This window comes from Streptomyces sp. NPDC022910 (assembly GCF_055561075.1).
Genome location: NZ_JBVHHL010000013.1, coordinates 68269 through 81190 on the forward strand (window position 1 = coordinate 68269; position 12922 = coordinate 81190).

The 12922-nt window shown below is 68.9% G+C and carries 9 protein-coding genes and 1 other RNA gene; 4 read left to right on the forward strand and 6 right to left on the reverse strand.

From position 1 onward, the window contains the following. Window positions 1-16: 16 nt before the first annotated feature. From ACZ3TS_RS15345 to ACZ3TS_RS15360, 4 genes are all read left to right on the forward strand, one after another. Complete coding sequence (locus ACZ3TS_RS15345) at window positions 17-1180, forward strand: S41 family peptidase (protein ID WP_467617865.1); 1164 nt, start codon at window positions 17-19, stop codon at window positions 1178-1180. A gap of 66 nt (window positions 1181-1246) precedes the next feature. Further along, entirely contained in the window at window positions 1247-1726 is a 480-nt protein-coding gene (gene smpB, locus ACZ3TS_RS15350; RefSeq protein WP_467617867.1) for an SsrA-binding protein SmpB, read from the forward strand. Window positions 1727-1891: 165 nt separating this feature from the next. Further along, window positions 1892-2288: a transfer-messenger RNA gene (gene ssrA, locus ACZ3TS_RS15355) on the forward strand. A 244-nt stretch (window positions 2289-2532) separates the two neighbouring features. Continuing rightward, entirely contained in the window at window positions 2533-3519 is a 987-nt protein-coding gene (locus ACZ3TS_RS15360) for an extracellular catalytic domain type 1 short-chain-length polyhydroxyalkanoate depolymerase (RefSeq protein WP_467617869.1), read from the forward strand. A gap of 27 nt (window positions 3520-3546) precedes the next feature. Here ACZ3TS_RS15360 and ACZ3TS_RS15365 read toward each other — a convergent pair whose 3' ends face one another. From ACZ3TS_RS15365 to ACZ3TS_RS15390, 6 genes are read right to left on the reverse strand one after another with little or no spacing between them, the layout of a single operon-like run. Continuing rightward, a complete protein-coding gene (locus ACZ3TS_RS15365) occupies window positions 3547-6450 on the reverse strand; it encodes a glycoside hydrolase family 3 protein (protein WP_467617870.1) in 2904 nt (967 codons plus the stop codon). A 40-nt stretch (window positions 6451-6490) separates the two neighbouring features. Beyond that, window positions 6491-7501, reverse strand: a complete 1011-nt coding sequence (locus ACZ3TS_RS15370) for a LacI family DNA-binding transcriptional regulator (protein WP_467617872.1) — start codon at window positions 7499-7501, stop codon at window positions 6491-6493. Window positions 7502-7532: 31 nt separating this feature from the next. Beyond that, entirely contained in the window at window positions 7533-9791 is a 2259-nt protein-coding gene (gene yicI / locus ACZ3TS_RS15375; protein WP_467617873.1) for an alpha-xylosidase, read from the reverse strand. Window positions 9792-9802: 11 nt separating this feature from the next. After that, complete coding sequence (locus tag ACZ3TS_RS15380; RefSeq protein WP_467617875.1) at window positions 9803-10624, reverse strand: carbohydrate ABC transporter permease; 822 nt, start codon at window positions 10622-10624, stop codon at window positions 9803-9805. Beyond that, window positions 10621-11589: a carbohydrate ABC transporter permease gene (locus tag ACZ3TS_RS15385; RefSeq protein ID WP_467617877.1), complete on the reverse strand. Its 969-nt coding sequence runs from the start codon at window positions 11587-11589 to the stop codon at window positions 10621-10623. The genes ACZ3TS_RS15380 and ACZ3TS_RS15385 overlap by 4 nt, the downstream gene beginning before the upstream one ends. Beyond that, window positions 11586-12881 (reverse strand): ABC transporter substrate-binding protein, encoded by a 1296-nt coding sequence (locus ACZ3TS_RS15390; protein ID WP_467617879.1) that lies wholly within the window; start codon window positions 12879-12881, stop codon window positions 11586-11588. The genes ACZ3TS_RS15385 and ACZ3TS_RS15390 overlap by 4 nt, the downstream gene beginning before the upstream one ends. Between the last annotated feature and the right edge of the window lie 41 nt (window positions 12882-12922).

Consider the following 12922-nt stretch of genomic DNA (forward strand, 5'->3'; position numbering starts at 1 on the left):
TCCTAGACTCACCCGCATGTCAGGCCATGACCCGTTCTGTCAGCCCCGTCGCTTCCGCCACGGGGCGGCCCTGACGCTGGTCTTCGCGAGCGTCCTCGTCGCGGGTGCGGCGACCGGCTCGTTCGACGAATCCGTCGGGAAGTCGGCCTCCGCCGGGACGACGGCCGGAGCCGGCCATGACGACGACGTCACCGAGGCGGCCGCGAAGGCGATGGCCGACGGCAAGTCCCCCTTGGAGGCAGCCGAACGCGCCGTCAGCCGAAGCGGCGACCGTTGGGGTGCCGTCTACTCCCAGGGCGAATACCAGGAGTTCGAGGAAGCCCTCGACGGCCAGTACACCGGAGTCGGGCTGTCCGCCCGGCGCGAGCGTGACGGCCGGATCGAGGTGACCCGGGTGCAGTCCGGTTCGCCCGCGGCCGCCGCCGGGATCCGCCCGGGCGACCGGCTGCGCAGCGTCGAGGGCGAGACCGTCGACGGCAGGCCCGTCACCGAGGTCGTCTCCTTGCTGCGCGGCGACGCCGACGACGCGCCCGTCGGCACCCGGGTCCGCCTCGGCCTGCAGCGGGGCACGCACGCGTGGAGCCTGATACTGCGCCGGGCCCGGCTGTCCACCGACTCGGTGACCGTGACCCGGCTCCCGGGCGGCGTCACCGTGATCAAGGTCGCCGCGTTCACCAAGGGGTCCGGCGACCTGGTCCGCAGCGCCGTGGCGGGAGCGCCACAGGGCGCCGGGATCGTCCTCGACCTGCGCGGCAACTCCGGTGGGCTGGTCACCGAGGCCGTCACCGCCGCCTCGGTCTTCCTCGACGGCGGGCTGGTGGCGACCTACGACGTCGACGGCGACCAGCGCGCCCTGCACGCGGACCCCGGCGGCGACACCACCAGACCCCTGGTCGCGCTCGTCGACGGCGGCACGATGAGCGCGGCCGAACTGCTCACCGGTGCCCTTCAGGACCGCGGCCGGGCCGTCGTGGTGGGCACCCGTACCTTCGGCAAGGGCTCGGTCCAGATGCCGAGCCGGCTGCCCGACGGCTCCGTCGCGGAGCTGACCGTCGGGCACTACCGCACCCCCTCGGGCCACAGCGTCGACGGCCGCGGCATCACCCCCGACCTCGAGGCCGACGAGCGGGCGCTGGAGCGGGCCGAGACGGTGCTCAGCGGCTTGGGCAACACGCCGTAGCGAGCTCGGCACTCCGCGTATTCCGCTTCCCTCCGGACCCCTCCGTAGTGCGAAAATGGGCTCACTATGGCTAAGGAAAAAGGGCGCAAGCTGATCGCGCAGAACAAGAAGGCGCGGCACGACTACCACATCCTCGACACCTACGAGGCCGGTCTCGTACTCATGGGCACCGAGGTGAAGTCACTGCGTCAGGGGCGGGCCTCACTGGTCGACGGCTTTGTGCAGCTGGACGGTCACGAGGCGTGGCTGCACAACGTGCACGTGCCGGAGTACAGCCAGGGCACCTGGACCAACCACAGCGCCCGCCGCAAGCGGAAGCTGCTGCTGCACCGCACGGAGATCGACAAGCTGGAGTCCAAGTCCCAGGAGACGGGTCACACGATCGTGCCCCTCGCCCTGTACTTCAAGGACGGCCGCGCCAAGATCGAGATCGCGCTGGCGAGGGGCAAGAAGGAGTACGACAAGCGGCAGACGCTCCGCGAGAAGCAGGACCGCCGCGAGGCGGAGCGCGCGGTGTCGGCGGCACGGAGGCGGCAGCGGGCCTGAGCCGGGGACGACCGGGCGCCCCGGACGGTTGAACCCGGTATCACGGGCGGGTGGCCGCCGGGAATACGCTGGCATCGAGGACCGTTGTTCACGTACGATGACGCCTGCACCGCGTAGCCGGTGTGAGCCCCTCCTCACGAGGGGCGCGGATTGAAAAATCAACATGGGGATGATCGGTTTCGACAGCGGTTGTCGAAGCAGGGGAAGCGTGTCGAGGAAGCGGCCATGATCTCGTAAACCACAGGCCGAAAAAAATAATCGCCAACACCAAGCGCGATTCCTCCCAGCAGGCCTTCGCCCTCGCTGCCTGATAGGCAGCAAGAGCGAGCCTCCTAAAAGGGAGTGTCAGCCCGGGGCTGTTCCCGACCCGGATCCTGGCATCAGCTAGGGGACTAAACCTTGATCCCGGTCACGGGGTGAAGAGGGAAACCAAACAGTGACTGAGCCCGTCGGAGACTTGTCCGCGTGATCTCCGGGGCCGAGAAAAGCGAAGCGGACTGCACACGGAGAAGCCCTGGTTCCGCACCGTTGGACGCGGGTTCGATTCCCGCCATCTCCACTTACCCCATGTGGGCAAGGCCCTGTCGCTTTCGAGCGGCGGGGCCTTTGTCGTTGCCGCACGGGCCCGCACGAGCGTTCGTCGGAGCGCAGCGCGCCTGCTCGACGAGGCGCTGCGGAGTAGGCCTTTCACACCCGGCTCGGCTTCTACCGCGCCGCGTGCTCGTATCGTGCCCCAGGGTGGGCGCGCTTGTTGTGGGGCGGCACCCCATATCGGAGAGGAGCGTCCACTCCTACCGTCCCTCCGCATGACACACACCAGAGCCGCAAGCCGAAGCCGCCTCACCGTCCTGGCGACCCTCCTGGTCGCCCTCCTCGCCGCCTTCCTCACCCCGGGCCGAGCCGCCGCCGCCTCTCTCCAGGAGGTCACCGGGTTCGGCACCAACCCCGGGGCGCTGCGCATGTTCCGGTACGTCCCCGACGGGCTGCCCGCCGGGCGGCCCGTCGTCGTCGCGCTGCACGGGTGCACGCAGGACGCCGCCGGGTACGGCACCGGCAGCGGGTGGAACCAACTCGCCGACCGGTGGGGGTTCTCCGTCGTGCTGCCGCAGCAGACCGCCGCCAACAACGCCTCCTCCTGCTTCGACTGGTTCCAGAGCGGTGACATCGCACGCGGCCAGGGCGAGGCCGCGTCCATCGCCCAGATGGTCGACCGGCAGCTCGCCGACGTGTCAGGCGACCGGGCGCGTGTGTACGTCACCGGGCTGTCGGCCGGCGGTGGCATGACCGCCGTGATGATGGCGACGTATCCGGAGAAGTTCGCCGCGGGCGGGATCGTCGCCGGGCTGCCCTACGGGTGCGCGCAGGCGGCCGGGTCGCCGTACGTGTGCATGTACGTCGGGGCCACACAGACGCCGAAGCAGTGGGGTGACCGGGTACGGGCCGCCCGGCCCGGGTACGGCGGCCCCTGGCCCACCCTCACCGTCTTCCAGGGCACGGCCGACTACACCGTGAAGCCCGTGAACATGACCGACCTGATGCGGCAGTGGACCGATGTGCACGGGGGCGATCAGACGGCGGATGTGAGCGACACCGTCGCCGGATATCCCCACCAGGTCTTCCGGGACCCGGCCGGGAACGCCGCCGTCGAAACGTACAGCATCACCGGCATGGGACACGGGCAGCCCGTCGACCCGGGCAGCGGGACCGAGCAGTGCGGGACGGCCGGTTCCTACATCCTCGATGTGAACCTGTGCGCCGCGTACCGGCTCGGGCGGGCCTGGGGCCTCGGCTGAGCCGGTACGCGATCGACACCGTGCCCGTCAGCGCAGGCTGAACGTCGACAGGCGAAGGCCGCCGCTCAGGACCACGTACACGTCCCGGCGGCCCTTCGCCTCGGACGTCAGCGGGGCCGTCACCGTCTCGTACGTGTACGGCGACGACGTGCCGTCGAAGTGCGCACTACCGACCAACGTGCCGGTAGGAGAGCCGAGGCGCACCTCCAGCGTGCCGGAGGCTCCCGCCAGCCGGGTGGTCAGCGTCGACGCGCCCGAGCCGAGCCGCGTGTCCGCGAACTTCAGCCACGCCCCGCCGGCCGTCGCGGCCACCGCCGTTCCGCGCGCCTTCGACTCGTCCACCAGGCTGATCGCGTCGTAGTCGTCGAAGTTCTCGGCGCGGGTCACCTTCGACAGGTCACGGGGCGGGATCGTCTCGCCCCGAACCGTCAACGACGTACGCGCGCGGATGTCCGCCGACGACGCGCCTGCCATCACGTCGTACGTCCCCGTCTCCACCACCCACTTCGAGCGGGTGACGTCCCAGTGCACCAGGTCCGAAGTCCGCAGCTTCAGCCGTACCGTCCTGGTCTCGCCCGGCTTCAGGGACACCCGCGCGTACGCCTTCAGCTGCTTCAGCGGCTGCTTGTCACGCGACACCCGCTGATGGACGTACAGCTGAACGACCTCGTCGCCCGCCCGGCTGCCCGTGTTCGTCACCGCCACCTCGTACCCGTCGTCGACCCGCTTCAGCTCGCCGTAGCGGAAGCTCGTGTACGACAGGCCGTACCCGAACGGGTACAGCGGCTGCCCCTTGAAGTACTCGTACGTGCGGTCAGCCTTGATGATGTCGTAGTCCAGGATGGACGGGAGGTCGGACTCCGACCTGTACCAGGTCTGCGTCAAGCGGCCCGCGGGGTTGGCGTCGCCGTACAGCACATCGGCCAGTGCGTTGCCCGTCTCCTGGCCCGCGTGCGTGGTCCACAGCAGGGCCGGGACCTCCTTCTGCAGGGAGCCGAGCGTCGTGGGATAGCTGTTCTCGACGACCACCACGGCCCGAGGGTTGGCCCGGTGGACCGCCTTGACCAGGGCCTCCTGCGACGGGGCAAGCCCCATGTCCGTGCGGTCGTGGGCCTCGCGCCCGTTGATCGAGGGCATCGATCCCACGACCACCACCGCCGTGTCCTTGCCCTTGACCGCGGCGACCGCCTCGTCGACGCCGTTGCGCACGACGTCCTTCGTGTAGTGCGCGGCCTTGTCCTTGTCGACCAGGCCGAGCGTGCCGTCGTCGCCGGTGGGCCCGAGGTAGACCGGGTTCGACCACCAGGACTCGCCGGTCTCGTAGCCCGCGTACCGCAGCAGGTACGTCCCGTCGTCCTGCCGCTCCAGCTTGAACTGCTGCTGCACGAACCAGCCGTTCGGCTGCGTCTGGTCGTTGACGAAGTTCGACCAGTTGTAGCCGACGTACTTTCCGTTGGCAGCCGAACGGAGTGTGACGATGCCGGATCCCCAGTCGAACATGTCGAACTGAGCACCCGGCCCCGAGTCCGTGGTCTCCTTCAGGGCGGCGCCCGCGTCGCCCGTCCCCGCCGTGACGTACTTCCCGGTCACCGTGTCCTTCAGTGCGATCCGGTCCACGCCCTCGCTGCTCGCCACGGAGGTGCCGAGCTTCGACGCGATGCCGTCCCTGGGCGTCACCGCGTACGGGAGAGTGCCGGAGTACCAGTCCGTGTACAGGGTGTCGGCCAGTGGGCCGACCACGGCCGCGCTGCCGGACTTCCTCAGCGGCAGCACGCCGTCGTTCTTCAGCAGTACCGCAGCCTCGGTGGCCGCCTCGCGCGCCAGCTTCCGGTGGGCCGGGCTGTCGATGACGGACGCGTCGATGGACCCGTACCTGCCGGCGCCCGGGTCGAACTCGCCGAGCCGGACGCGGACGCTCAGCACATGCCCGACGGCCTCGTCGATGTCCGACTCCTTCAACAGGCCCTTGGACAAGGCCGACTCGATCGCGGTCGTCGTCGGTCCGGAGTCCGTGTCGTTGTCCGTGAAGCTGTCGATACCCGCCTTCAGCGCGGCTGCGTCCGCCTCTGCCTGCGTGCCGTAGTACTTCTGGCTGCCGACCAGATTGCCGGGCGCAAAGGCGTCGGTGATGTTCAGCAGGTCCTGCGAGGTCCAGGTGCGCACGGAGTCGTCCAGGGCCGGGTTCACCGTGTCCGGGCGGCCGTTGACGAGGTTGTACGACGACATCACCCCCGTGGCCGCGTCCGCCTCGATCGCAGGCTTGAAGGCCTGCTCGTCGTACTCCTTCAGCACGCGCGGGCGCAGCTCGGAGGACGTGGTGTCGCGCTGGATCTCGTTGTTGTTGGCGAGGAAGTGCTTCAGCGTCGGAGCCGTCTTCAGGTGGTTCGGGTCGCCGCCGGTCAGGCCGGTGCCGTACGCGGTGGAGATCGAGCCGGTGAGATAGGGGTCCTCGGAGTACCCCTCCTCGTTGCGGCCCCAGCGCGGGTCGCGCAGCAGGTTCACCACGGGCGCCCACAGGTTGAGGCCCCAGCCGGCGGGGCGTTGCTGCTGGAAGCCGCGCGCCTCGTCGCCGACCGCCGAGCCGACCTGCCGGATCAGTGCCGGGTCCCAGGTGGAGGCGAGCCCGATCGCCTGCGGGAACACGGTCGCCTTGCCGAGCCAGGCCACGCCGTGCAGGGCCTCGGTGCCGGTGCGGAACGCCTGGATGCCGAGGCGCGGGATCGCCGGTTCGTACTGATGGAGGAGGGAGATCTTCTCGTCGAGTGTCAGACGGGAGAGCAGGTCGTCGACGCGTTTGTCGACGGGGAGGTTCGGGTTGCGGAAGGGGTACACGAGTTCGTCCGCGCCGGCCGGGACGGCGGCCGAGAGGCCGGCCACGAGGGCGAGCGCGACGACCAGCGTGGTTTTCTTTCTTCTCTTGCCTTTCTGCATGCCACGGCTCCTTCGGTCAGTGCCTTGCACATCAGGAACTTCAGGGCGCGTTGCGCGGCGCCGTGCTCGCGCGTTCCGTCAGCCGGGGCGGCAGGAGCGTCGCCTCGGGTACGGCCGTGCCGTCCAGCTTCTTCATCAGCAGCTCCACGGCCCGCGCGCCCAACTCGGCGGACGGCAGGGCGACCGAGGTGACGGGGACGCGGAGGGACTCGGCGAGTTCGTCGGGGCAGATGGCGGTGATGGACAGGTCGCCGGGGACCCGCAGACCGAGCTGCTCGAAGGCGTCGATCAGCGGCTCCAGAACCGCCTCGTTGTGCACGACGACCCCGGTCAACGCGGGCTGTTCGCGCAGCAGTTGCTCGGCGACCCGGCGGGCGGCGGCGGGCGAGGCCTCGCACGGGTGGATGGACGAGGTGAGCCCGTTGCGGTCGGCGGCGGCCGTGAACCCCTGCAGCACCCGCTGGGCGAACGCCGTCTCCCGCACATACACCTCGGGCGGCGACCCGACGAGCGCCACGACCCGGTGTCCGAGCCCCGCCATCCGCTCCACACACAGCTCGCCCGCCGCCTTGAAGTCGAGGTCGATGCAGGTCAGGCCGGCCGGGTCCTGGGGGAACCCGATCATCACGGAGGGCCGGTCGAGGGTGCGCAGCAGAGGCAGCCGAGGGTCGTGGAGTTGTACGTCCATGACGATCAACGCGTCCACGAGCGCGGTGTCCGCGACCCTGCGCAGCCCTTCCTCGCCCTCCTCCTGGGTGAGCAGCAGCACGTCGTGGTCGTGCCTCCGTGCCGTGGTCACCACCGAGACCGCGAACTGCATCACCACCGGGACGTGGATCCCCGACCGCAGCGGGATCACCAGCGCCAGCACGTTCGACCTGCTGCTGGCCAGCGCCCGGGCGCCGGCGTGCGGGCGGTAGCCCAGCTCGCGGATGGACGCCTCGATGCGCTGCCGGGTCTCCTCGGAGATCGGGCGCTTGCCGCTCAGGGCGTACGAGACGGTGCTGGGCGAGACACCCGCGTGCCGCGCCACGTCCGTGATCTTCACCATGGTCAGTCCAGCTCCAGTGGGGGAGGAACCATCACTCCGACTCCAGCTCCAGCGACAGGAATCCGGTGCCCGCAGCCGCCCGCGCGATCCGCTCCCCGGCGGCCAGCGCCCAGGGAGTGGCCGGATCACTGCTGGAGGCCCGCAGCGTGTCGCCCTCCCGGACGACGGTGAAGGTCACGTCCCCCACCGGCACCGTCACCCGCGCCCCGCGCCCGAGGCCGTAGGCGCGCAGGGTGACCCCGTCTGCGTACGGATAGTCGGGCCGGTCGTCCACCGCGCCCACCGGGATCACCGCACCCGGCCTGACCAGCAGCGGAACGCTGGAGAACCCGTGGCGCTCGCGCACCCAGCGCGGTCCGGTCACGGTCTGCCCGCTCAGGTGGTGGGTCCAGGTGCCCTCGGGCACGTAGTACGAGACGTCCCCGTCGTCGCTGAAGACCGGCGCGACCAGCAGATCGGGACCGAGCATGTACTGCCGCTCCAGATGCGCGCAGCCGGGGTCGTCCGGGAACTCCAGCACCATCGCCCGCATCATCGGCACACCCTCGGCCTGGGCGGTGCGCGCGACCTCGTACAGATACGGCATGAGCCGCAGCTTCAGCCGCGTGAAGAGCCTGAGGACGTCCACGGCCTCCTCGTCGAACAGCCACGGCACCCGGTACGACGACGATCCGTGCAGCCGGCTGTGCGAGGACAGCAGCCCGAAGGCGAGCCACCGCTTGAACAGGGCCGGGGTCGGCGTTCCCTCGAAGCCGCCGATGTCATGGCTCCAGAACCCGAAACCGGACATGCCGAGGCTGAGGCCGCCGCGCAGCGACTCGGCCATCGACTCGTAGCTGGCCTCGCAGTCGCCGCCCCAGTGCACGGGGAAGCTCTGGCTGCCGGCGGTCGCCGAGCGCGCGAAGACGACGGCCTCCTGCTCGCCGCGGTGCTTGCGCAGCACCTCGAAGACGGTGCGGTTGTACAGGTACGTGTAGTAGTTGTGCATCCGCTCCGGGTCGGAGCCGTCCGCGTACGCCACGTCGACCGGGATCCGCTCGCCGAAGTCGGTCTTGAAGCAGTCGACGCCCTGCGCGAGCAGTGCCTCCAGCTTGGAGGCGTACCAGTCGCGGGCGGCCGGGCTGGTGAAGTCGACGAGCGCCATGCCGGGCTGCCACAGGTCCCACTGCCACACGCTCCCGTCGGGCTTCCTGAGCAGATGGCCCAGGGCCTTGCCCTCGGCGAAGAGGGGCGAGCGCTGTGCGATGTACGGATTGATCCAGACGCAGATGTGCAGGCCCTTGTCCTTCAGCCGGGCCAGCATGCCCTCCGGATCGGGGAAGACCCGCGGATCCCACTGGAAGTCGCACCAGTTGAACTCGCGCATCCAGAAGCAGTCGAAGTGGAAGACCGAGAGCGGCAGTTCGCGCTCCTTCATACCGTCGATGAAGGAGGTGACGGTGGCCTCGTCGTACGAGGTGGTGAAGGAGGTCGACAGCCACAGGCCGAAGGACCAGGCGGGCGGGAGCGCCGGGCGGCCGGTGAGGGCCGTGTACTTGCGCAGGATGTCCTTCGGGGTGGGGCCGTAGATGACGTAGTACGTCAGCTGCTGACTCTCCACGCTGAACTGGACCCGGGACACCGCCTCCGAACCGACCTCGAAGGACACCTTGCCGGGGTGGTCGACGAAGACGCCGTAGCCCGCGTCGGTCAGATAGAAGGGGACGTTCTTGTAGGCCTGTTCGGTGGCCGTGCCGCCGTCGGCGTTCCACATGTCGACGACCTGGCCGTTCTTGACGAGCGGCCCGAAGCGTTCGCCGAGGCCGTACACCGAGGTACCGACGCGAAGGTCCAGTTGTTCGCGCAGGTAGTGGGCGCCGGTGGCGTCGCGCATGATGCCCATGCCCTTGGGGCCGCTGCTGGTGAGGGTGCGGCCGTGGGCGAGGAAGTCGACGTGCCAGGGTCCGGTGCGGGCCACGCGCACGGACAGGGCGCCCGCGGTCACGGTGGCGTGCCCGTCGTCGTACTCGACCTGCGGGCTGAAGTCGTCGTCCCGCTGCACCTCGAACCTCGGCCCCCGGGGCTGCTCGCCCTCGAAGTGCGTGAAGGTGACGCCGATGACGTCCGGCATCGGCGCGTGCGCGCTGATCGTCACGACCGGTCCCTTCAGCAGGTCGCCGCGATGGCGGATGGGCTGGGTCGGCGCGTGGATCTCCAGGGCCCCCGGTGAGGCGGTCACGTCCAGGACCTCGACCGGGTGGGCCGCGGTGACGCCTTCGCGCAGCAGCCAGTAGCCGTCGGTGAACTTCAAGCGCGTACCCCCTACTTGACGGCACCCACGGCGATGCCGCGGGTGAGAGTCCGCTGGAAGACGAGGAAGAAGACGATGGCGGGCAGCACGCCCAGCAGGGCCGCCGCGTTGGTCATCGTGGCGTCCATCAGGCGCTGGCCCTGGAGGACGCCGAGCGCCACCGACACCGTCTGGTTGTCGTTGGAGATCAGCATGACCAGGGGGAGCAGGAACTCGTTCCAGGTCCAGATGAAGAAGAAGACGAGGAGCACACCGATGGTGGGGCGGCTGACCGGGACCACGATCCGCCACAGCACCTGCCACTTGTTCGCCCCGTCGATACGGGCCGCCTCGATGATCTCGCGCGGGAACTGCCCGAGGACGGACGAGAGCAGATAGGTGCCGAAGGCGGCCTGGACGACGGTGAAGACGATCACGACGCTGAGCCGGGTGTCGTACAGGCCCACCTGCTTGCACAGGTAGTAGATCGGATAGATCAGCGCCTCCTGCGGCAGCATGTTGGCGAGCACGAAGAAGGCGAGCACCCAGGTGCGGCCCCTGATGCGGCCGATGCCGATCGCGTAGGCGTTGAGCACGGACAGGACCGCGGCCAGGACCGCCACCGAGCCGCTGATCAGGACGGAGTTGAAGAGCTTCTGGCCGTAGTCCACGCGAGACCAGAAGTCCTTCAGACCGTCCAGGTAGAGGCCCTTGGGAAGGCTGAGGGGGCCGTGCTGGGAATACTCGGTGGGGGACTTCACGGCGTTGACCGCGACGATGAGGAACGGCAGGACCATGAAGGCCGCGCCGATGCAGAGCGCGATGAGGACCGGGTAGCGGCGTACGGCGGTCATGTGCGGACCCCCTCCTCGGCGTCCTCGGCGCGGGTCTGGAGCTTCAGCCCGACCAGGGCCAGGACGAGGATGATCACGGTGAGGACGGTGGAGACGGCGGCGCCGTACCCGACCTGTGTCTTCTCGAAGAACGTGGTGAAGGAGAAATAGGAGGGGACGTCGGTGGCGCCGCCCGGCCCGCCCTTGGTCAGGACGTAGACGGCCCCGAAGACCTTCAGCGCGGCGATCGTGCACCACAGCAGCACGACGTAGATCTCGGGTCTGATCTGCGGCAGCGTGATGTGCCAGAAGCGGCGCCACCAGCCGGCGCCGTCCAGCTCCGCCGCCTCGTACAGCTGCGGGTCGACGCGCTGGAGCCCCGCCATGAAGACGACGAGCGGGAAGCCGATCTGCACCCACACCATCACGCCCATGACGGTGTAGAGGGCGATGTCCGGATCACCGAGCCAGTCCTGTTGCAGCGAGCCGAGGCCGACCGCCTTCAGCAAGGCGTTCAGGGCGCCGTTGTCGGGAGCGAGGATCCAGCTCCAGACGATGCCGGCGACCGCGATGGGCAGCACCTGCGGGAGGTAGAAGCAGGCGCGAAGGACGGCCGCGGTCTTGCTGCCGAAGTGCTTGCCTACGTAGTCGAACAGGGCGGCGGCGAGGACGAGTCCGAGCATCGTCGGTACGACGGCCATGGCGACGACCATGAACAGGCTGTGCCGGAACGACGCCCAGAACTCGGAGTCGTCCATCAGCTCGCGGTAGTTGGCGAGCCCGGTCCACTTCGGCGAGCCGACGCCGCTCCAGTCCGTGAAGCTCACGCCCGTGTTCATCAGGAACGGGACGACGATCACGGCGAGGAAGGCGAGGATGCCGGGGAGCAGGAAGAGGGCGTACGACGTGCGCGGGCTGGGGTGGCGCGAGCCGGCGTGCTGGTGCTTGCCGGCGGCCCGCGCACCCCGGTCGACGGTGATCGTCATTGCTTCGGCACGCCCTTGTCGTACGCCTTCTGCACGTTGCTCAGGTAGGCGTCCGGCTTCTCGCTGCCGGTGATCAGCTTCTGTGTCTCGGAGACGAGGACGTCATAGAAGCCGGCGACCGGCCAGTCCGGGTAGAAGGCCAGGCCGTCACGTCCGGAGACCGTGTTGAAGTCGGCGATGAGGGCCTTCGCCTGCGGGTCGGTGATGGCGGACGCGTCGGCCGCTACGGGCACGCCGCCCTTGTTGCCGAGCAGGTTCTGGATCTTCTTCGACATGGTGATGTCGATGAAGTCGTAGGCCAGGTCCTTGTTGTTGGCGCCCTTGGGGACGACCCAGAGGTTGCCGCCCGAGCCGAGGGTCAGGTTCGAATCCGGCCACAGCATGGTGCCCCAGTCGAACTTGTTCTCCGCCTTGAAGCGGCCGTACCACCAGCTGCCGCTGAACAGGATCGGGTTCTTGCCCTGGATGAAGGCGACCCCCGCGTCCTCGGCCTTGGAGCCGCTGGACGTCTTGCTGATGTAGCCCTTCTTCACCCAGTCGGCGAAGGTGGTCGCGCCGTAGGTCCAGGCGGCGTCGTGGAAGTCGGTCTTGCCCTTGTAGAGCTCGTACGAGTCCACCCAGGAGCGGTCGGCCTTCGACAGCGCCAGCTGGTACAGGTACTGCTGGGCCACGTACTCGGCGCCGGCGTTGGCGAGCGGGGTGATGCCCTTGGCGACGAACTTGTCCATGGCTGCGGTGAGGTCGGCGAACGTCTTCGGCTCGGCGATGCCGTACTTCTTGAAGAGGTCCTTGTTGTAGAAGACCATGGTGTATTCGGCGTAATTGGGTACTCCGTACCATTTTCCGGAGCCCATGACGCCGTTGGCGTCGTACTGACTGGTGGTCTTCACCCCGGCGCTGAGCTCCTTGTCCCAGCCGCGCTTGGTGACCTCGGCGGTCAGATCGGTGAGGAGCCCCTGCTTGGACAGCAGGCCCGCCGTCGCGTTGCCCTTGTTGTACTCCATGATGTCGGGCGCGTCCGAGGAGTTGAGGACCATCGGCGCGGTCTTCTGGATCTGTTCGAAGCCCTTCTCCTCGAACTTCACCTTCACGCCCGGGTGTTTCGCCTCGAACTCCTTGATGGCCTCGTTCCAGGCGATGCCCATCGCGCTGTTCGGGGCTTCGTAGTGCCACAGTTTGAGAGTTTTGCCGTCGGAAGAACCGCTGTCCGAGCCACCGCAGGAGGCCAGGAGCAGGGATCCGGTGAGGACCGCCGCCGCCGTCGCCACCACACGCCTTCGTGCCGTCAACATCCAGTGCCTCCAGGGGAGTCGGATGGGTACCTGGGGTGTCA